Raw genomic sequence first — 19,361 nt, 5'->3', positions numbered from 1 at the left:
GGGACGGGGTCAGGAGTCAATTGGTTCAAGAACTATTGAACATCGAGGCGATTTCACTATGATCCTCAGACCATGAGCCGCACGCCTCCCCACCCCACCCGCGAGCAGATCGAACTGCCGATGGTTCTGGATTGCCTGAGCGACCCGATCAGGTTGACGATTGTGTATCAGCTCGCGCAGCAGGAACGTGTCAGCGGCGAGCTGTGCTGCGGCGATTTCAACGGGCTCGCGGGCAAATCAAACCTCGCCTATCACTTCGCCAAGCTGCGCGAATGCGGCCTGATGCAGACCCGCGTCGCCGGCACCAACCGCTTCGTGCGGCTGCGCCGCGAGGATCTGGACGCACGTTTTCCGGGCCTGCTCGATGCCGTCATCGCCTCCGCGGCAAAGGATGCCGACCGGCTGCGACTCTTGCCTGAATGTGAAGTGGTCGAGGCGGAGTGAGGATTGGTCGGCCAGTCCGTCTACGCATGCGCTTCGCTCCAGCTACGCCGGACACGCTTCGCCCTTCGCCCTTCGGGCTTCGCGTGGCGGCGCCACGCGTAGCCCCGCAGGGGCGAAGCGTGGAGACCCGGCCTGGATTTGAACCAGGATAAAGAGCGATGCATCGCCCTCGCGTAGACACTTCCGCCACCGGGCCGCGGCGATCATTGCCGATCAGGGTGCGACAAGCCACCTCAGGCAGACGTTATGCTTAACGAACCCAGGAAACTCACCGAACCCAAGAAACTTACCGAACCAACGGCGGCCGCGCGACGAACGTCATGCGCCAGCGATTGTGGCCGATATTGCGGTGAGCGCGCTGGACCGCGAAGCCGGCTATCTTGAGCTTGGCGGTGATCTCCTCCTCACTGTAGCGCTGCAGCCCGATGCGCGTGCGCAGATGACGGTAATCCGACAGTGCGGTGCTGATCAGCCCGATCAGCGCATCTTTCAAAAAGCCGTGACGCAGGCCGAAGCTGAGCAGCGCCGTGACGTCCCTGAACATGCCGACATTGGGCTGGAGGATGTCGCCGAGCACGAGCTTGCCGGAGGGCTTTAGGATACGCCGGAAGTTGAGGAGCGCGGCATCGAGCTCGTCCGGCGTCATGTATTGCGCGACGGAGTTCATCACGGCGAGATCGATCGACTGCTCCTGCATGTTGTGGACGTCGTCGAGCGAGCGGACGCGGATTTTCGTGTTCGGGGCAAAGCGCGCGATCAACCGGCCGCGCACGCCGGGCGCGGGCTCGGCGAGGATCAGCTTTCCACAGGCCGCAGCGACCTCGCTCGCCGACAGCGCCTCGCCGCAGGCATAGTCGAGCACGGTCGCCTCGGGCGAAGAGATGTAGCCGATAATGTCCCGCGCGATGATCTGGAAGTGCAAGTCGCGATGCAGCTTGCTGACATAGATCGTGTGCGTCGAGTCGTAATAGTCGATCCAATCGTCCATGGTCGTCGAGGGTCCCGGCCAAACGGTTCCGATGCAGGAACCGGCGCTGCCCGCCTGCGTTAGGGGTGCGGCGGCGCGCCGTCAATGTCCGCGTCCTAACAGGAAGGTTTCCCGTGAGCAAAGCCCCACAAAAGGTCTCGCCCGACCTCGACACACCCACCGATCTGTCGTCCCAGGCGGTCAACAAGGTTTCGGAGGCGCTCAACGTGCTTCTGGCCGATGCGTTCGCGCTGTATCTGAAGACCAAGAATTTCCACTGGCATATCAGCGGCCGGCATTTCCGCGACTATCATTTGCTGCTCGACGAACAGTCCGACCAGATTTTCGCCACCACCGACCAACTCGCCGAGCGCGTCCGCAAGATCGGCGGTACCACGCTGAAATCGATCGGGCAGATCGCCAAGCTCCAGACCATCAAGGACAACAACGAAGACTATGTCCCGCCGCGCGAGATGCTGCGCGAGCTGATGCAGGACAACAAGCATGTCGCCGCGGCAATGCGCAAGGCACACGAGGTCTGCGACGACGCCGGTGACGTCGCCAGCGCCAGCATCCTCGAAAACTTCATCGACGAGACCGAGCGCCGCACCTGGTTCCTGTTCGAAGCCACGAGACAGGAAGGTGCGAACGAGGCGTAGGATAGGTCGTAGGGTGGATTAGCCGCAGGCGTAATCCACCGCCTCTGCCTCCGCGGAAACAGAAGAGGTGGGTTACGCTTCGCTAACCCACCCTACTGCAACGTCTTTGTAGCTACCGCCACAACCGCATCAGCGCGCCATTCTTGCCCGTCACCGGATCGGCCGGCGGCAGCGCGACCTTTGGAATCGTCTTCAGCGCCTTGGCGTGGTTCTCCGGCGTTGCGCGGGTGACCTCCATCTTCGCGCCCGGCGGATAGGCGCCGATCACACAGAAATCCGCGCTCGCCTTAATGCGTTGGTGACCTGTGCCGGCGGGCAGGATCGCGACGTCGCCGGCCTTGATCTCCAGCTCCTGGCCGTGGTCGCCGCCGAAGCGAACGCGGGCGCTGCCACGCGCAACGCCGAGCACCTCGTGCACCGTCGCATGATAATGCAGATAATCGAAGACGCCATTGCGCCACGTGCCGCCCCAGCCGTTCGCTTCGAACAAGCGTTCGATTGTCTCTTCCGGCTGTCTGGAATCAAGCTTCACTGCGGCCTGGTAGACCAGGAAGGGGAGGATATTGTTCGGCACGAGCCCGTCATCCTCAAACACGATGGCGAGCGGCTCGGCATTGTCGCGGACGACGGACATAAGGGCTCCTGCGTGAGCGTAGCAGGGATCAACGACAGGAATTGAGCGGCGTTCCTCGTTCCGCTGTCATTCCGGGTTCGCGCTGCGCTGCGCCCCGGAACGACAAAAGCCCGGGAGAAGACCCGGGCTCGATGTCGTCATAGCAGTTGCAGGAGAGCGCGCACCTTACGCGCTCTTGTTCTGCCGCATCAGGTCCGCAAACCGCTGGAACAGATAGTGCGAGTCGCGTGGACCCGGTGAGGCCTCGGGGTGGTACTGCACCGAGAACACCGGCTTGCCGTCGAGCTGGATGCCGCAATTGGAGCCGTCGAACAGCGAGATGTGGGTCTGCGTCGCGCCCGTCGGCAGGGTGCTCTCGTCCACGGCAAAGCCGTGGTTCATCGAAGTGATCTCGACCTTGCCGGTGGTCTCGTCCTTCACGGGATGATTGGCGCCGTGATGGCCCTGGTGCATCTTCTTCGTCTTGGCGCCGACGGCGAGGCCGAGCATCTGATGGCCGAGACAAATTCCGAATGTCGGCGTGCCGGACTTGATCACGTCCTGGATCACGGGCACGGCATATTTGCCGGTCGCGGCCGGATCGCCGGGACCGTTCGACAGGAACACGCCATCCGGCTTCATCGCCAGGATATCCTCGGATGACGTCGTTGCCGGCACCACCGTGACCTTGCAGCCGACGCCGGCGAGCAGGCGCAGAATGTTGCGCTTGATGCCGTAGTCGATGGCGACGACGTTGAACTCAGGCTTGTCCTGACGGCCAAAGCCCTTCTCCCAGAGCCAGGGCGTCTCGTCCCAGGTGAAGCGCTGGCCGGAGGTGACCATCGGCACGAGGTCCATGCCCTCGAGGCCCGGCCATTCGCGCGCTTCTTCCTTCAGGCCGTGCAGGTCGAACTCGCCGTCTTTGGCGTGCGCGATCACGGCGTTGGGCATGCCCTTGTTGCGGATCAGTGCGGTCAGCGCGCGGGTGTCGATGCCGGAGAGGCCGATGATGCCGCGGGCCTTCAGCCACTGGTCGAGATGCTTGGTGGCGCGGTAGTTCGAGGGATCGGTGATCGCGGTGCGCAGGATCACGCCGCGCGCGCCTGGTGTCGCGGCCATGTTCACCGTCTCGATGTCGTCGTCGTTGGTGCCGACATTGCCGATATGCGGGAAGGTGAAGGTGATGAGCTGGCCGGCATAGGAGGGATCGGTGAGGATCTCCTCATAGCCGGTCATCGCGGTGTTGAAGCAGACCTCACCGACGGCTTGGCCTTCGGCGCCGAGGCCAAAGCCTTCCAGCACTGTGCCGTCGGCAAGCACCAACAGCGCGGTCGGTTTGTGGTCCGGCCAGGCGGTATCGTTTTCGGATTGTGTCATAAGCCCGGTTCATAGTCCCCGCGGGCGCTGCCGTCAAAGCGGAGAAGCGCGGATTCACATGCGTTTTTGCATATTTGACAGGTCGCCTTGGGCCCCTAAGCTCCGCGGCATAATTTCCGGCAAATTCCGGGGCTTGGGAGGCAATAATGGACCAGACGACGCCGATTCTGCTGGTTCCGGGATTAGCTTCCTCGGCCCGGATCTATGCGCCGGTGATCCCGGCGCTCTGGCGGTTCGGCCCGGTGATGGTCGCCAACCATGTTCGCGACGACAGCATGGCGGCAATCGCCCGACGGGTGCTGAGCGAGGCGCCGCCGCGCTTCGCGCTCGCCGGCCATTCCATGGGCGGCTACATCGCCCTCGAGATCATGCGCCAGGCGCCCGAGCGGGTGACGAAGCTGGCGCTGATCAACACCCAGGCGCGGCCCGACACGCCGGAGGCGACCGCGCGCCGCCGCGGCCTGATGGAGCGGGCCCGGCGCGGTGAGCTGCGTGCCGCGCGCGAGGAGATGTTTCCCGAACTGGTCCATCCCTCTCGCCGCGACGATTCCGGTATTCGCCAGCTCGTGCACGAGCAGGGCGAGGACGTCGGCGTCGAAGGCTATCTGCGACAGCAGACCGCGATCATCGCGCGAGTGGATTCACGGCCGACGCTTGCGACGATCAAATGCCCGACATTGGTGCTGACGGGAGATGCGGACAACACGATTCCCAACGCATTCTCGAAGGAGATGGCGGAGGGCATTGCCGGCGCAAGGCTCGTCGTTCTGGAGAATTGCGGACACCTGCCGCAACCGGAGCAGCCTGCGGCGACGGTGCGCGCGCTGGTCGAATGGCTGGAAACCCCCGTTGTCTCAGGGCCGCGAACGGCCTAGATCAGGCGTCGGATATTCTAGGGGAGCACGATCATGCTGCGCGACGACATCAACAATGCGGTCAAGGAGGCCATGAAGGCCAAGGAAGAGCGCAAGCTGTCCACGCTACGTATGGTCAACTCGACCATCAAGAACGCCGACATCGAGGCGCGCGGCAGCGGCAAGCCGCCGCTCTCGGACGCGGACCTGCTCGGCGTGTTTCAGAAGATGATCAAGCAGCGCCAGGAGTCGGTCGAGCTCTACGAGAAGGGCGGCCGTGCCGAACTCGCCGCGCAGGAGCGCGACGAGATCGCGGTGATCTCGGCGTATCTGCCGAAGCAGATGTCGGACGACGACGTGAAGAAGGCGATCTCTGACGCGGTCGCCGAGACCGGCGCCGCCGGCATGAAGGACATGGGCAAGGTGATTGCCGTGTTGAAGACGAAGTATGCCGGCCAGATGGATTTCGGCAAGGCGTCCGGTTTGGTGAAGGTTGCTCTGACGGGCTAGGCCGTCATTCCGGGGCGACGCATAGCGTCGAGCTATGATGCGCAATTGCGCATCTGAGAATCCATCGCGCCGCCGACTCTGTTGATCGATGGATTCCGGGCTCGTGCTCCGCACGCCCCGGAATGACAAGAAAAAATGGGGAGGCAACCGATGACCGCCATCAAGCCGTTTCGCATCGCCATCAGCGACGATATCCTCACCGACCTCAAGTCGCGCCTCGCTCGCACGCGCTGGCCGGAGGCGGAGCTGGTCGACGACTGGAGCCAGGGTGCGCCGCTGACATGGATCCAGGAGATCTGCACCTATTGGGCCGACGGCTACGACTGGCGCGCGCGTGAGGCCCAGCTCAACCGCTTCGAGCAGTTCACCACCGAGATCGACGGGCTCGACATCCACTTCCTGCATGCGCCCTCGAAGGAGCCGACGGCGCTGCCGCTGATCATCACTCATGGTTGGCCCGGCTCGATCGTCGAATTCCAGAAGGTAATCGCGCCGCTGGTCGATCCTGTCGCGCATGGCGGCAACCCCGCCGATGCCTTCCACGTCGTCTGTCCGTCGCTGCCGGGCTTTGGGTTCTCGGGCAAGCCGAACACCACCGGCTGGGGCGTCGATCGTATCGCCGCGACCTGGGCCAGGCTGATGGACCGGCTCGGCTACGCGCGTTATGGCGCGCAGGGCGGCGACTGGGGCTCGGCGGTGACGACCTCGCTTGGCATGCAGGACGGCGAGCATTGCGCCGGCATCCACATCACGCTCGCCTTCAACGCCGCGCCGAAAGTCGAGGGCGAACCGACACCGGAAGAGAAACGCGCGCTCGCCGGCCTCAAGCATTACGTCGACCTCGACTCCGGCTATTCGAAGCAGCAATCGACGCGGCCGCAGACACTCGGCTACGGTCTGACGGATTCGCCGAGCGGGCAGGCGGCCTGGATTCTGGAAAAATTCTGGGCCTGGACCGATTGCAACGGTCATCCCGAAAACATCTTCACCAAGGACGAGCTGCTCGACAACGTCATGCTCTACTGGGCGACGGAGACCGCGACCTCGTCTGCGCGGCTCTATTGGGAAAGCTTCGGCAAGCGCCGGACCACGCCGGTCGTCAAGGTGCCGACGGGCGTCGCTGTCTTTCCCAAGGAGATCATCACGCCGGTGCGGCGCTGGATGGAGCCGAACTTCCACAACATCACGCATTGGAGCGAGATGGAGAAGGGCGGGCATTTCGCCGCATTCGAGCAGCCGGAGCTCTATGTCGACGAGGTCAGAAATTTCTTCCGGACGGTGCGCTGAGACGCATTCTCCGTCTTGCCCGGGCTTGTCCCGGGCATCCACGTCCTTAAACTGAGGCCAAACAAGAACGTGGATGGCCGGAACAAGTCCGGCCATGACGACGCGGCCGGGAAACGACCATGCTCACCCAAGCCAGCACCTACGACGAACTCTACAGCAATTTCCGCTGGGAGATCCCGGCGCGCTTCAACATGGCGGAGGCCTGCTGCGATCGCCACGCCGACGGTACCGGCCGGCTGGCGCTGGTCTATCTCGACGAGAACGGCGCCATCACGCGCACATCCTTCGACGAGGTCGCGGAGATGTCGCGCCGCTTGGCCAATGTGCTGAAGGCGGATGGTCTTGCCCGCGGCGACCGCGTCGCGGTGTTCCTGTCGCAGTCGCTGGAACTGCCGATCGCGCACATGGCCGCGTTCCGATCGGCGATGATCTCCATTCCGCTGTTCGCATTGTTCGGCGAAGACGCGCTGGAATTCCGTCTGTCGAACTCGCAGGCCAAGGCGATCTTCACCGACGCGGGCGGCTGGGAGAAGCTTTCGAAGATTCGCGACCGTCTGCCGGAGCTTAAGAATATCTACATCGTTGGCGAACGAACGCCGGCGGGCACGACATCGTTCTGGGATTCGGTCAAGGCTGCATCGCCCGATTTCACGCTGGTGGAGACGTCTGCGGACGATCCCGCGCTGATCATCTACACTTCGGGCACGACAGGCAATCCGAAGGGCGCGCTGCACGCGCACCGCGTCGTGCTCGGACATCTCCCCAATGTCGAGATGTGCCACAACTTCCTGCCGCGTCCCGGCGATCTGATGTGGACGCCGGCTGACTGGGCCTGGATCGGCGGCCTCATCAACGGCCTGTTCGCGTTCTGGTATCACGGCATTCCCCTGGTCGGTCACCGCGCGCGAAAGTTCGAGCCGCAGGCGGCGATGCAGATGATGGCCGATCTCGGCGTGCGCAATGTCTTCCTGCCGCCGACCGCGCTGAAGCTGATGCGGCAGGCCGGGGTGACGCATCCGGGCGTCAGGCTGCGCAGCATCTTTACCGGCGGCGAGTCCCTTGGTGGCGAGTTGCTCGGCTGGGTGCGCGAGACTTTCGGCATCGACGCGCATGAGGTGTTTGGCCAGACCGAATGCAATCTCGTGATCGGCAGCAACGCGAATCTGTTTCCGATTCGCCCCGGTTCGATGGGCAAGGCGACGCCGGGTTTCGATGTTCGCATCGTCAACGACAGAGGCGAGGAGCAGCCACGTGGCCAGCGCGGCATCATCGGCGTGCGCCAACCCTGTCCTTGCACGATGCTCGAATACTGGCGCAATCCGGACGCGACGGCGAAGAAATATGCCGGCGAGTTCCTGCTCACCGGCGATCTCGGTATCCAGGACGAGGACGGTTACTTCTGGTACATCAGCCGCGAGGACGACGTCATCACCACCGCCGGTTATCGCGTCGGTCCGTCCGAGATCGAGCACACGCTGATGAAGCATCCGGCGGTGGCGATGGCGGCGGTGGTCGGCATTCCCGATCCGATCCGCACCGAATCGATCAAGGCCTGGATCGTGCTGCGTCCGGGCTTCGCCGCCGGCGACGCACTCGCGCGAGAAATCCAGGAGTTCGTCAAGATACAGCTCGCCGCCCACGAATACCCGCGCTTCGTGGAGTTCGCGGAGACACTGCCGATGACCGCCACCGGAAAGGTGCTGCGGCGCGAGCTGCGAGCGCTCGGGTAGAGCACATCGTCATCTCACCGCTGCGGCGTCGACAGCGCGGACCGCAGCATCGCGGCGAGGTCTCGCCGCCGGAACGGCTTGGTCAGGATGCGGGCATCGCCAATCCCGTCGGGGGCCTTGACCGGATTTTGGCTGTAGCCGGAGGTGAAGAGCACCTTGAGCCCGGGCCGCAGCTGGATTGCTTGCCTGGCAAGCTCCGGCCCGAACATGCCGCCGGGCATCACGACGTCGGTGAACAGCAGGTCGATGTCCCCGGACTGGTGCAACAGGTCGAGCGCAGCCGGGCCGCTCGCGGCTGTGATGACGCGATAGCCGAGCGTCTTCAGCTCGCTTTCGACATAGGTCCGAACCATATCGTTGTCCTCGACGACGAGAATGGTCTCGCTTCCTTCGCGCGCGACGATCCCTTCGGCGGGTGAGGCGTCCTCGTTTGGCGGCGTGGCCAGGCGGGGAAAGAACAGCCTGACGGCGCTGCCTTGCCTCGGCGCAGACTGCATCTGCACCAATCCGCCGGACTGCCGCACAAACCCGTAGACCATGCTCAGGCCGAGCCCGGTCCCCTTGCCGACCTCCTTGGTGGTGAAGAACGGCTCGAACGCCCGGCTCGCCACCTCGGCGGTCATGCCGCTGCCGGTGTCGGTCACGGCCACCATGACATAGTCGCCTGGTCGCGGTTCGCCATTGATGTCCAAGTCGGATTCACCGAGCGAGACGTTGCGCGCCTCGATGGTCAGCCTGCCGCCCAACTGCATGACATCGCGCGCGTTGAGCACGAGATTGAGCAGCGCCGTCGTTAGCTGGCCGGGATCGACGCTGATCAACCACAGGTCCGGCGCGAGCGCGAAGGTGCATTCGATGTGCTCGCCCAAGGGGCGGCGCAACAAGTGCTCCATCTCCTTAATCTTGTCGCCGATTTCGATGTCTCGCGGCCTCAGGGGCTGCTTGCGCGCGAAGGCGAGCAGGCTGCGCGTCAGGTCGGAGCCGCGTTCGGCGGCTGTCGCGATGTCGCCGGCGATCCGGTGCAACTCCTTGTTCCCCGCCAGCCTGTCGGCAAGGTGCTCCGAATTGCCGAGGATGACGGTGAGGAGGTTGTTGAAGTCATGCGCCACGCCGCCGGTAAGCTGGCCCATGGCCTCCATCTTCTGGGATTGGCTGAGCCTCTGGTTGAGGTCCGCGATGGCCGCGCGTTGCTGCTCAAGCGACTCGGCGGTGCCATTGAGCAGGGTCATCAATCCGCCCAGCTCGCCGCGCGGATGGGGAGGAGGAATTCGCGCGCTGAGATCGCCGAGCCCGAGTCTCTTCGCCATGTTGGCGAGCCGCCCGACCTGGCGCCCGACGCTCACGGTCGCGAGGATCCATACACCGGCGAGCAGCAGCAGCAAGGCCACCGCGAGGATCGCCATGTCCTCGTAGAGCCGGCGATTTGCCGCCGCGACCAATCCGTCCTTGGACCGTCCGACCAGGATGTAGAGGCCGGCATCACGGATCGAAGGTGAGTGGGCGACGGCCCAGACCTGCGTGCGGCCGTCGCGATCGGTCACTTCCTGAAATGCCTTTTGATCGGGAGTCGTCGCAAAGCGGAGCAGGTCGGATCCAGCAATCGACGCGCCCACGGGCGCGGTCCAGCCGGCTCCCGAGGGAGCGACGAGAACGGTGCCCTTGCTGTCGATGAGCAGGATATCCTTCTCGGCGAGCAGCCGCTTGTGGTGATACTCGGCGAATTTTCGCAGGTTGAACGAGGCGAGCAGCACCAGCTTCAGCGCGCCCGCCTCCGATCGCACCGGATATGCGATCTGGAGCACCGATATTCCGGTCAGCCGGCCGAATACCGGCTCAACCACGACGCTGCGCGAGACCAGGGCCTGCTTGAAATAGGCGCGATCCCTCAGATCGAGGGTGCGGTTGGTCCGCAGCGAGTCGCAGAAGAGGTTGCCGTCCGGGTCGATCGTCAGGATTCCCGTGAACTGAGGGTATTCCTCGCGCACGTCCGACAGAAACGCCGAGCATGCCGCCTTGTCGCGCGTGTCGATGTCGCGCGCGCGGGCCAGACCGTAGTGAAGCTGCGTGGTGCCCTGAATCTTCTCGCCCAGGTCGCTCGCAATGTCGTCGGCCGAGGCCGCTAGATTGGCCAGTGCGGCGTTGATTTCACTGCTCCGGTTCTGCACGAAACGCAGCCCGACGAGGCTCGCCGGCACCAGCATGGCCGCGATGACGAGTATCAGTAGCCGGGTACGCAAGCTCATCGGTCGGACGGTCCACTCTGGTCATCGCAGGTGCTCGTTCAAGGACCCAATTTGCGGCACCATCCTCCGCTCAGTCCATAGGCAACGGGCCGAAAAAGTCCTCGGCGGGAAAGATTCAGAGCCGCGTGCAGCACGGATGAGCTCCCCGAAGGGAGCGCCGCCGCCGGCGCGACGGCTTTCCTCGGTCTGCGCCGGCGGCGTCGGGATACCGTCGTGCAGCAATCCAACTCGCGCGTGCGCGCTGGCCGCGGGGACGCTAAGATCAAGGTCAATCCGCGCGCGACGGAGATCGCGCCGGCCAACGAGGAGGTAGCTGATGTCCATTTCGGGCAAGGTCGATCCGGTGGTGCGTCCCGTCGCGGCGACCGACATCGCCGAGGCGCTGGTCGAGGGCCTGCGTGATTTCCAGGCGCTGCCGCTTTACGGCCTTTGCTTCGGTGCGCTCTACGCCGCCGGCGGCATCGCCATCATACTGTGCTTCACGGCGTTCGGCATGGTCTATCTGGTCTATCCGCTGGCCGCCGGTTTCGCGCTGCTCGGGCCATTCGTGGCGATCGGGCTCTATGAAGTCAGCCGCCGCCGCGAACGCGGCGAGCCCGTCTCGCTTGGCGCGATCTGGTCGGCCGTGCGCGCGCGCAGCGAGATCGGCTGGATGGCCTTCGTCACGCTGTTCGTCTTCGTGGTCTGGATGTATCAGGTGCGGCTTCTGATCGCGCTGCTGCTTGGCCTGCATGCCTCGTTCTCGAGCCTGCAGGAGTTCATGACGGTGGTGCTGACCACGAATGAAGGCCTGCTTTTCCTCGGCATCGGCAACGCGGTCGGCGCGGTGCTGTCGCTGATCCTGTTTTCGCTGACCGTGGTGTCGTTTCCGCTGCTGCTCGACCGCGAGGTCGATTTCGTCACGGCGATGGTAACGAGCGTGCGCGCGGTCGTGGCCAGCCCCCTGCCGATGATTGGCTGGGCCGCGGTGATCGTGATGGTCCTGATCGTCTCGGCGCTGCCGTATTTTCTGGGGCTGGTGGTGACGTTGCCCGTGCTCGGGCACGCGACCTGGCATCTTTATCGGCGGATCGTGGTGCCGGTGGCGTAGCAGGAAGCCGAACGCAACGGCAGCGAGCTATTCACCCGATGCCAGCCGACGCTCGCCGGATGAGGTCAGTTCGAGTTCGCCGAGGCGCCTGATCGCATAACCGAGGTTGGTCAGGCGCTCGCCGTGCGCTTGCGGAATTTCGCCTTGTACCTTGCCCTTGCCGATCTCGGCCAAGGACGCAAATTCATCGGCGCTGAGCGCAACGCTGTTGTCTGTCATCAGGCAACCTCGTCGGTCCATACTTTGAAATTGAGCAGCTTATTCGGACCGAAGGTCTGGGTGATCGGGACGTCCGCGGCATCGCGTCCTTGTGCGATCAGCACGCGGCCGATCCGCGGCGTGTTGTTGCGGGGATCGAACATGTGCCAGCTTCCACCGAGATAGGCCTCGAACCAGCCGGCGAAATCTCCCGCGGCCCAGGGCTTCGGCGTGCCGATGTCGCTGAGATAGCCGGTGCAGTAGCGCGCCGGAATGTTCATGCAGCGGCAGAACGAGATGGCAAGATGAGCATAGTCGCGGCACACGCCCTTGCCTTCGTCGTAGGCCTCCCGCGCCGTCTTGGTTGCGCGCGCGTGCTCATAGCCGAAAGCGATGTGACGATGAACGAAATCGCAGATGGCCTGCACCCGCGCCCAGCCTGGCGGCGTGTGCTCGAACAGTTTCCATGCGATATCCGACAGGCGATCGGTCTCGCAATAGCGACTGCCGAGCAGATAGACGAGCGTGTCGGTCGGCAGCGCCTCGACGGCGTGCTGAGCCGCGTTCGGGAACACCGGGTCGGGCAGGCCGCTGTCGCTCACGACGCCGTCGCCGGCAAGCCGAAAGGCGCCGGCCGGCGCCACGATGCGGCTGCACCAATTGCCGAAGAGGTCGCGATAGGGAGTGATCGGCACCGAGGGTCTCGTGGTCATCAGGTCGGGCACGATGACATCGGAGGCGCGGGTGAAGTGCATGCCCAACACCATGATCATAGGCGTGGGCTGCGGGAATTCGTACAGCATCTCAAACCCGACGCGGAGCTTCATACGTTTTTCCCTTGGCTAAGCTCCCAACATGGCTACGAAGCCGCCGATCACAAGGCTTCGACGGCTTATTCGGTCGCGAGTGACATTTGGCGCTTCAAAAGCGCGGCACGGGTGAGAAAACGATAGCTAATTGCGGCGATTGCGCGCACGGTGCGGGAATGTCGAAAGAGCGGTCGCCTGTGCGCCTATGCAGCGCCACGACTATCCGCGCGACGTGAAGCGCCTCATTTCCTCGCACCGGCGGAGCCGACTCATCGCGACGTCGCAGCAGCCGTCGTTGCGCATATTGCCCGCTCCAGCGGGTGAGACGGATGCGGCAGGCGCGTGCCGCGGACGCCTGAAGGTTTCACCGCGATTCGATCATGAGATCGAACGCCAACCGAAAGCACCAGATGCAAGCTCTCTCCCCACGGCACGTCAAGACAGAAGAAGCGCTCCGGCTCGGCGTCGAGTCGGGCTGGTACGCGATCAAGGTCAGCGGGACCTTTGTCTCGGGCCCGCACGGCTCGGAAGCGGATTGCAGTCGCAAGATCGACGAAATCAATCCGCCTCCGGTGAAGAAGAAGCGATGACGGGGCGGAATTCGTCCGCTACGGCGTCTTGATACCCATCGCCTTCAACGCTTCCAGCATCTGCACCGGCGGCGCCATCTTGATCTGCGGCGCCTTGCCCGTTTCCAGCAGGCTCTTCAGCCCCGACAGGATTGCGGGCCAGCCGGTGCGGCCGCCGGAGAGGATGTCGTCGCTGAGCGGACGGTCGTGACGTTCGCTCATGGTGAGGCGGACGGCCTCGCCGGCTTGTTCGATCTCATAAGTGACAAGCGTGGTGCCGAGCTTCGCGACGAGGTCGGGCCAGTTGACGTTCCACGTCACCGTCAGCTTGGTCGGCGGATCGTATTCGAACACGTCACCCGAGATGTGTTCCGACCCGTCAGGCGCGCGGACGATGAATTTGCCGCCGAGTCTTGGCTCCATCTCAACCGCAAAGCCGGAAAAGTATTTGCGGCTGAACTCGGCGGAGGTCAGCGCCTCCCACACCTTGTCCGGCGTCGCGGCGATGTAAATCGTGTAGACGGTGAGCGGCTTGAACTGATCGAGGTTCATTTTGCATCGAATCCCTTGTTGAGGGCTGCACGCGGAATGGCCAGCACTTTGCCGCTTTCCAGCAGGCTCTTGAGACCGGACAGGATCGCCGGCCAGCCGTTGGAAACGGCGCCGAGATATTTGCCGCCTTCGACGAAGCCGTCATGCAGCACCGTCAAACGCACGAGCGAGCCGAACGGTTCGATGGTGAACACGACGCGCGAGATCGGCTCACTGCGCAGCTCCTCATATTTCTCATGCTTGAAGCTGTAGGACAACCGCCGCGGCGGATCGGCTTCGAGGATCTCGCCGGAATCCGTGGTCTCGCCATCCAGCAGCAGCGCGAAAGGGGAGCCGATTTTCCAGTCGGATCTGACCTCGGCGCCGAACCAGTATTGCTTGCTGAACTCGCTTGATGTCAGCGCCTCCCACAGCCTCGTTGGCGTGGTCTCGATGTAGGTGACATAGACGAATTGCGGCTTACTCATCACGCTTCTCCAACTGGCGTTTCAACTCGCCGAGTGCGGCGAGCTTGCCGCGCTCGAATTTCTTGATCCAGCGTTCGCCGATCTGATGGATCGGAACCGGATTGAGATAGTGCAGCTTCTCGCGGCCGTGCCTGATGGTCGTGACCAGATTGGCGTCTTCCAGAATGGCAAGGTGCTTGGTCACCGCCTGGCGCGTCATCGCGAGGCCTTCGCAGAGCTCGTTCAGCGTCTGGCCGTTCCTGGTGTGAAGCCTGTCGAGCAGCGACCGTCGTGACGCATCGGCGAGCGCTTTGAAGACCTCATCCATGGCGGCGATAATAGGCAACCAAATGGTTGCCTGTCAAGATGGTCTCTTTGGCGCCAGCAAATGGCTGTGCTAGCGTCAACGCTCAGCCAACACAGATTGGTTCCGGGAGGACTTTGATGTTCCGTTGGGTCCCGCTTGCGATAGGCCTCGCCGTTTCTGCCTGCAGCATCGCGGCACAGGCACAACAGGAGCAGACCATCGGCGCGCCGCCTGAAGCTTCCAACATGAAGCTGGTCGGTGTGAGCGACCTTCAGGCGCGCAGCGCGTATCAGCCGACCATTCATCACCAGGGCGACCGCTGGATCGCCTATATCGGTCATCACGGCGGCACTGACGATGTGCCCGCGCCCGTCAATCCGATGACGGGGCAGGCCGAGCCGAACGGAACCTCGATCGTCGACGTCACCGATCCCGCGAAGCCAAAGTATCTGCGGCACCTGCCGGGGCAGGAAGGCAAGTATGAATCTGGCGGCGCGCAGATGGTGCGGGTCTGCGACGGCAAATCGCTGCCGAAAGGGGATTCCAATGCGGTCTACATGCTGCGCACTTTCGGTGGTCAGGCGCATGAGATCTGGAACGTCTCCGATCCCGCAAGCCCGGTGCTCATCACGCGCATTGACGGTCTGAAGGACACGCACAAGAGTTGGTGGGAGTGCGACACCGGCATTGCCTTCCTGGTCTCGGGCGCGCCGGACTGGCGCACGCGGCGCATGACGCAGGTCTATGATCTCAGTGATCCCGCCCATCCACAGAAGATCAGGGATTTTGGCCTGCCCGGTCAGGAGCCCGGTTCGACCGGCCCGGTGCCGACCGAATTGCATGGACCGATCTCGACCGGGCCCAACGGCAATCGTGTCTTTTTCGGCTACGGCACCAACAAGGGCGGCATCCTGCAGATCGTCGATCGCGACAAGCTCTTGAACGGGCCGAAGGAGCCGACGCCGGACAATCTGCGTTTTCCGGAGATTTCGCGCCTGCCGATGTCCGCCTTCAACGGCGCACACACCACGTTTCCGATGCTCGACATGCCGGTTGCGGAATTTGCCGAGGACAAGGACGGCAAGACCCGAGACATCGTCATGATCGTCGACGAGGCGATCCTCAACGAATGCGGCGAGGCGCGGCAGATGGTCTGGTTTGCCGACGTCACCACCGAGACGCGGCCGATGATGATCTCGAGCTACACCGTGCCGGAGGCGAGCGGACAGTTCTGCCAGCGCGGCGGCCGCTTTGGTTCGCATTCCGCGAACGAGAGCATGGCGCCGGTCTATTACAAGAAGATGGCTTTCATCGCCTTCTTCAATGCCGGCGTGCGCGCGCTCGACATCCGCGACCCCTATCATCCTAAGGAAGTCGGCTACTTCATTCCGTCGATCACGAGCGCGACCGACAAGCGCTGCATCCCGATCGAGGGCGGCCAACGCTGCAAGGTCGCGATCCAGACCAACAATGTCGAGACCGACGACCGCGGATATGTCTATATCGTCGATCGCGCCAATACCGGCCTGCACATTCTTGAATTGACCGGATCCGCGCGCGCCGTCGCCGGTCTGCCGAAGACCTGACGATGCGGCGTGGGGCAGCGTTAGCAGCAATGGTGATCGCACTCGGTGTGTCCGGGGTCGCGACCTATCAGCTTGCGCCGGCACCCGCCGAAGAGACGGCGCGCTGGCGCGAGATCGCCTGGCCGTTCCCGCGCGACGGCTGGCCGTCCGGGCGCGCGTTCCGTTGCGATGGCGCCTGCGCCGGCACTGAGCTGTACCTGCGCGCAAAACGCGGCTTTTGCAGCTGTGACCGCGGTGTCGCCGATGACGACGAGGTCGATCGTGTTGCGGATATCGATCTGATCAGCCCGCGCTTTGCGGCCGTCGCGCCGGGTGAGGAAGTTGGCATTGGAGCGATGCGCGGCCGTGCCAGGCGCTATGATCTGGACAGGCCCGACCACACTCGTCACGCCGCGCTCGGCATCGCCGTCTCACGGGGCTGCGATCTCTTCGTTGCGGCTGCGCAGGGAAGCGGGGGAACAGGCGTGATGCAGCGCGCGGTGCTCGTGTTCCTGCAGACGCCGGAGATGAAGACGTGGGTGACGGCTGCGCTGGACGGAAACTGAGGGTCATGCATTAATGTCCCAAACCGCTCTCAGCGAGTCCTCCCATGATGTCTCTGCAAGCCTATCTCGCCTTCCTTGCCGCCTGCATCGCGCTCGCGCTGCTGCCGGGGCCGATCGTCACCCTCGTCATCGCCAACGGGCTGCGTCACGGCACGCGTGCGGCGCTGACCAATGTGGCCGGTGCGCAGGCCGGCCTCGCCATCGTCATCGGCATCGTCGCGGTCGGCCTGACCTCACTCATGGCGACCATGGGCTACTGGTTCGACTGGGTGCGCTTTGCCGGCGCCGCCTATCTGGTCTGGCTCGGCATCAAGCTGATCTGGGCGCCGGTCGAGGGCGTCAAGGTGGACGAGCCGCCGGCGCCGCCGCGCGGCGGATTCTTCCTGCAAGGTTTCCTGGTGCTGCTGTCGAACCCGAAAGTGCTGGTGTTCTTCGGCGCCTTCATCCCGCAGTTTATGGACATGAACCGCGACCACTTCCCGCAGGTCGCGCTGCTGGGAGCTACCTTCATGGTCACTGCGGTGATGACGGACGCGCTCTACGCCATCGCCGCCGGGCGTGCCCGAAAGTTCTTCTCGGCTCGCCGCACCCGCATGATGTCGCGCATCTCCGGCGGCTTCATGATCGGCGGCGGCATCTGGCTGGCGCTGACCAGGGCGAAATAACCGCCATCGGGCTAATCGACCAGCCTCGCCGCCCGCAGCTCCAGCTCGATCTCCGCGAAAATCCGCGCCAGCCGCTCGGCCCATTGTTGCTGGCCGGACTGGTCGGCGATCAGATCCTGGCGGATCTCGATGCCGGTGTTGACGAGGCCGCGGGCTTCGCCATGCACGGGGATGGTGTAGTCGGTGAGGTCGTTCACCGCATAGGGTTCGTTATCGCCGACGACGAGATCGCCCTCGCTGCGCAGATGCTTGAGCAGCAGCTGCGGCAGCACGGTGTCGCGATTGTAGAGCGCGCCGATGTGCCAGGGACGCGCGACGCCGGCGTAAACGGGGGTGAAGCTGTGCAGCGACACCAGCACCGTCGGCCGCTTGTCGTGCACGCGGCGGTCGATCGCGGCATCGATACGGCGGTGATAGGGCTCGAAAATCTCGCGCCTGCGCGCTTTGCGCTCCTGCTCCGAAATTCCCTCGTTGCGCGGGATCGCGGTTGCTTCGGAAATCACGGGGATCGAGCTCATGGCGGCCGGCGGCCGGTTGCAGTCGATCACCAGCCGCGAATAGCGCTGGGCGATCAGATGTGCGCCCAGCATCTCTGCCAGCCGGTCGGCAACCCCCGCGATGCCGATGTCCCAGGCGATATGCCGCGTCAGCTCGCCTCCCGCGACGCCCAGATCGCCAAGCGTACGCGGCAGGACCCGTCCGTAGTGGTCCGAGGTGAGCAAAAAAGGCGATGTCCCTTGCGCATTCACCTCGTGCACCGGGGGGACGTCACCCTCGCTGAGGAGTTGATTGGTCGCCTCGATTGTGTCTAAAGCCATCCTGATTGCCTAATGAAACAGCAGTCACCCCAAAGAATCGGGCTGGATTGCTATAGATTGGTCCGCCCGACATCACCATGATTGCCTGACGATGCCGCTGCTGACGATTCATCACAAGACCGAATATCGCTACACCCGCCCTGTGGCGTTCGGCGAACACAGGATCATGCTGCGTCCCAGCGACGGGCATGATCTGCGCGTGCTCGACTCCAGGCTCGAGATCTCGCCCGAGCCGATGTCGCTGCACTGGATCCACGACGTGTTCGGCAATTCGGTCGCGATCGCGAATTTCGACGAGCGCGCGGACACGCTGGTCTTCGACTGGCACGTCACCGTCGAGCACAATCCGGTCGAGGAGTTCGCGCTGACGCCGGACGACTCGGCCTATTTCTATCCGTTCGCCTATGACGACGAGGAATTTCCCGACCTCGTCCACTACATCACGCCGCAATATACCGATCCCGACGGCGAGATCGCGGAATGGGCGCGCGGCTTTCTCGACGAGGACGCGCCGACGCCGACCTTCAAGATTCTGAGCGGCATGACCCACGGCATCCGCGAGCGGTTTAAATACCGCAAGCGCCACGAGTTGGGCACGCAGCATCCGCTCGACACCTTGCAGTCCGGTAGCGGGACCTGCCGCGATTACGCGCTGTTCATGATCGAGGCGCTGCGCCATCTCGGCATCGCCGCACGATTCGTCTCCGGCTACATCTTCCTGCCGGAGGATATCGAGCAGCGCCATGTCGGCGGTGGTTCGACGCATGCCTGGGTGCAGGTCTACCTGCCGAGCGCGGGCTGGATTGAGTTCGATCCGACCAACGGCATCGTCGGCACCCGCGACCTCATCCGCGTCGCGGTCGCACGCGATCCGCGCCAGGCGATCCCGCTGCACGGCGTCTATATCGGCGCTGCGGGCGCGTTCGATGCCATGGACGTGACCATCAGGGTGGTGTCGGACGAGCAACGCAGCGGCGAGGAGCTGGAAGCCGAAGTTTCGTAGACGCTCACCGCCGTGGGGGGGGGGGGGGGGGGGGGGGGGGGGGGGGGGGGGGGGGGGGGGGGGGGGGGGGGGGGGGGGGGGGGGGGGGG

At 64.0% G+C, this 19,361-nt stretch carries 21 protein-coding genes and 1 pseudogene; 12 read left to right on the top strand and 10 right to left on the bottom strand.

Annotation, left to right across the window (positions count from 1 at the left end):
• Positions 1-72 precede the first annotated feature (72 nt).
• Entirely contained in the window at positions 73-444 is a 372-nt protein-coding gene (locus tag AC0L30_RS33045; RefSeq protein ID WP_007596669.1) for an ArsR/SmtB family transcription factor, read from the top strand.
• Between the two features lie 286 nt (positions 445-730).
• Here AC0L30_RS33045 and AC0L30_RS33040 read toward each other — a convergent pair whose 3' ends face one another.
• Entirely contained in the window at positions 731-1,432 is a 702-nt protein-coding gene (locus tag AC0L30_RS33040; protein ID WP_473367023.1) for a class I SAM-dependent methyltransferase, read from the bottom strand.
• A 113-nt stretch (positions 1,433-1,545) separates the two neighbouring features.
• On the opposite strand from AC0L30_RS33040, the gene AC0L30_RS33035 reads away from it, so the two are divergent.
• Complete coding sequence (locus tag AC0L30_RS33035) at positions 1,546-2,070, top strand: Dps family protein (protein ID WP_007596666.1); 525 nt, start codon at positions 1,546-1,548, stop codon at positions 2,068-2,070.
• A gap of 112 nt (positions 2,071-2,182) precedes the next feature.
• Here AC0L30_RS33035 and AC0L30_RS33030 read toward each other — a convergent pair whose 3' ends face one another.
• Both AC0L30_RS33030 and carA read right to left on the bottom strand, forming a co-directional pair.
• Positions 2,183-2,704, bottom strand: a complete 522-nt coding sequence (locus AC0L30_RS33030) for a hypothetical protein (protein WP_354202462.1) — start codon at positions 2,702-2,704, stop codon at positions 2,183-2,185.
• Positions 2,705-2,869: 165 nt separating this feature from the next.
• Entirely contained in the window at positions 2,870-4,060 is a 1,191-nt protein-coding gene (gene carA / locus AC0L30_RS33025; protein WP_007596664.1) for a glutamine-hydrolyzing carbamoyl-phosphate synthase small subunit, read from the bottom strand.
• Positions 4,061-4,191: 131 nt separating this feature from the next.
• Between carA and AC0L30_RS33020 the strand changes: the two are divergent.
• From AC0L30_RS33020 to AC0L30_RS33005, 4 genes and pseudogenes are all read left to right on the top strand, one after another.
• A pseudogene (locus tag AC0L30_RS33020) lies at positions 4,192-4,935 on the top strand (alpha/beta fold hydrolase); the annotation flags it as partial.
• Positions 4,936-4,968: 33 nt separating this feature from the next.
• The gene (locus AC0L30_RS33015) at positions 4,969-5,424 is read left to right on the top strand and encodes a GatB/YqeY domain-containing protein (RefSeq protein ID WP_473406124.1); all 456 of its coding nucleotides are present in this window, start codon (positions 4,969-4,971) and stop codon (positions 5,422-5,424) included.
• A 150-nt stretch (positions 5,425-5,574) separates the two neighbouring features.
• Complete coding sequence (locus AC0L30_RS33010) at positions 5,575-6,711, top strand: epoxide hydrolase family protein (RefSeq protein ID WP_473406123.1); 1,137 nt, start codon at positions 5,575-5,577, stop codon at positions 6,709-6,711.
• Between the two features lie 119 nt (positions 6,712-6,830).
• Complete coding sequence (locus AC0L30_RS33005; RefSeq protein ID WP_354202467.1) at positions 6,831-8,441, top strand: acyl-CoA synthetase; 1,611 nt, start codon at positions 6,831-6,833, stop codon at positions 8,439-8,441.
• 14 nt (positions 8,442-8,455) lie between these two features.
• Here AC0L30_RS33005 and AC0L30_RS33000 read toward each other — a convergent pair whose 3' ends face one another.
• Positions 8,456-10,684: an ATP-binding protein gene (locus AC0L30_RS33000; protein ID WP_473406122.1), complete on the bottom strand. Its 2,229-nt coding sequence runs from the start codon at positions 10,682-10,684 to the stop codon at positions 8,456-8,458.
• Positions 10,685-11,000: 316 nt separating this feature from the next.
• On the opposite strand from AC0L30_RS33000, the gene AC0L30_RS32995 reads away from it, so the two are divergent.
• Positions 11,001-11,774 (top strand): DUF2189 domain-containing protein, encoded by a 774-nt coding sequence (locus tag AC0L30_RS32995; protein ID WP_354169344.1) that lies wholly within the window; start codon positions 11,001-11,003, stop codon positions 11,772-11,774.
• A 27-nt stretch (positions 11,775-11,801) separates the two neighbouring features.
• On the opposite strand, the gene AC0L30_RS32990 is transcribed toward AC0L30_RS32995, so the two are convergent.
• Both AC0L30_RS32990 and AC0L30_RS32985 read right to left on the bottom strand, forming a co-directional pair.
• Positions 11,802-11,993: a hypothetical protein gene (locus AC0L30_RS32990; RefSeq protein WP_219683727.1), complete on the bottom strand. Its 192-nt coding sequence runs from the start codon at positions 11,991-11,993 to the stop codon at positions 11,802-11,804.
• Positions 11,993-12,799, bottom strand: a complete 807-nt coding sequence (locus AC0L30_RS32985) for a transglutaminase-like domain-containing protein (RefSeq protein ID WP_354169347.1) — start codon at positions 12,797-12,799, stop codon at positions 11,993-11,995. The genes AC0L30_RS32990 and AC0L30_RS32985 overlap by 1 nt, the downstream gene beginning before the upstream one ends.
• A 392-nt stretch (positions 12,800-13,191) precedes the next feature.
• On the opposite strand from AC0L30_RS32985, the gene AC0L30_RS32980 reads away from it, so the two are divergent.
• Positions 13,192-13,371, top strand: coding sequence for a hypothetical protein (locus AC0L30_RS32980; protein WP_035995268.1), 180 nt, complete (start codon positions 13,192-13,194; stop codon positions 13,369-13,371).
• 18 nt (positions 13,372-13,389) lie between these two features.
• On the opposite strand, the gene AC0L30_RS32975 is transcribed toward AC0L30_RS32980, so the two are convergent.
• From AC0L30_RS32975 to AC0L30_RS32965, 3 genes are read right to left on the bottom strand one after another with little or no spacing between them, the layout of a single operon-like run.
• Entirely contained in the window at positions 13,390-13,902 is a 513-nt protein-coding gene (locus tag AC0L30_RS32975) for an SRPBCC family protein (protein ID WP_007596644.1), read from the bottom strand.
• Positions 13,899-14,369, bottom strand: a complete 471-nt coding sequence (locus AC0L30_RS32970; protein ID WP_354202470.1) for an SRPBCC family protein — start codon at positions 14,367-14,369, stop codon at positions 13,899-13,901. The genes AC0L30_RS32975 and AC0L30_RS32970 overlap by 4 nt, the downstream gene beginning before the upstream one ends.
• Positions 14,362-14,676 carry an ArsR/SmtB family transcription factor gene (locus AC0L30_RS32965; RefSeq protein WP_219683740.1) on the bottom strand — a complete coding sequence of 105 codons (315 nt, stop codon included), beginning with the start codon at positions 14,674-14,676 and terminating at the stop codon, positions 14,362-14,364. The genes AC0L30_RS32970 and AC0L30_RS32965 overlap by 8 nt, the downstream gene beginning before the upstream one ends.
• Before the next feature lie 116 nt (positions 14,677-14,792).
• Here AC0L30_RS32965 and AC0L30_RS32960 point away from each other — a divergent pair, with 116 nt between their 5' ends.
• Genes AC0L30_RS32960 through AC0L30_RS32950 form a run of 3 tightly spaced genes read left to right on the top strand, consistent with a single transcriptional unit; the run spans position 14,793 to position 17,451 of the window.
• Positions 14,793-16,241: an LVIVD repeat-containing protein gene (locus AC0L30_RS32960; protein WP_219683733.1), complete on the top strand. Its 1,449-nt coding sequence runs from the start codon at positions 14,793-14,795 to the stop codon at positions 16,239-16,241.
• 29 nt (positions 16,242-16,270) lie between these two features.
• The gene (locus tag AC0L30_RS32955; protein WP_007596636.1) at positions 16,271-16,786 is read left to right on the top strand and encodes a hypothetical protein; all 516 of its coding nucleotides are present in this window, start codon (positions 16,271-16,273) and stop codon (positions 16,784-16,786) included.
• Positions 16,787-16,830: 44 nt separating this feature from the next.
• Positions 16,831-17,451: a LysE family translocator gene (locus AC0L30_RS32950; RefSeq protein ID WP_007596634.1), complete on the top strand. Its 621-nt coding sequence runs from the start codon at positions 16,831-16,833 to the stop codon at positions 17,449-17,451.
• Between the two features lie 11 nt (positions 17,452-17,462).
• On the opposite strand, the gene AC0L30_RS32945 is transcribed toward AC0L30_RS32950, so the two are convergent.
• Positions 17,463-18,269, bottom strand: coding sequence for an N-formylglutamate amidohydrolase (locus AC0L30_RS32945; RefSeq protein WP_007596632.1), 807 nt, complete (start codon positions 18,267-18,269; stop codon positions 17,463-17,465).
• A 91-nt stretch (positions 18,270-18,360) separates the two neighbouring features.
• Here AC0L30_RS32945 and AC0L30_RS32940 point away from each other — a divergent pair, with 91 nt between their 5' ends.
• Positions 18,361-19,272 carry a transglutaminase family protein gene (locus AC0L30_RS32940; RefSeq protein ID WP_007596629.1) on the top strand — a complete coding sequence of 304 codons (912 nt, stop codon included), beginning with the start codon at positions 18,361-18,363 and terminating at the stop codon, positions 19,270-19,272.
• The last annotated feature ends 89 nt before the right edge of the window (positions 19,273-19,361 follow it).

This window comes from Bradyrhizobium sp. MI1.11, from assembly GCF_055811255.1.
Note: the sequence above shows the minus strand (reverse complement) of the source record. Positions and strands in the feature narration are given on the sequence as shown.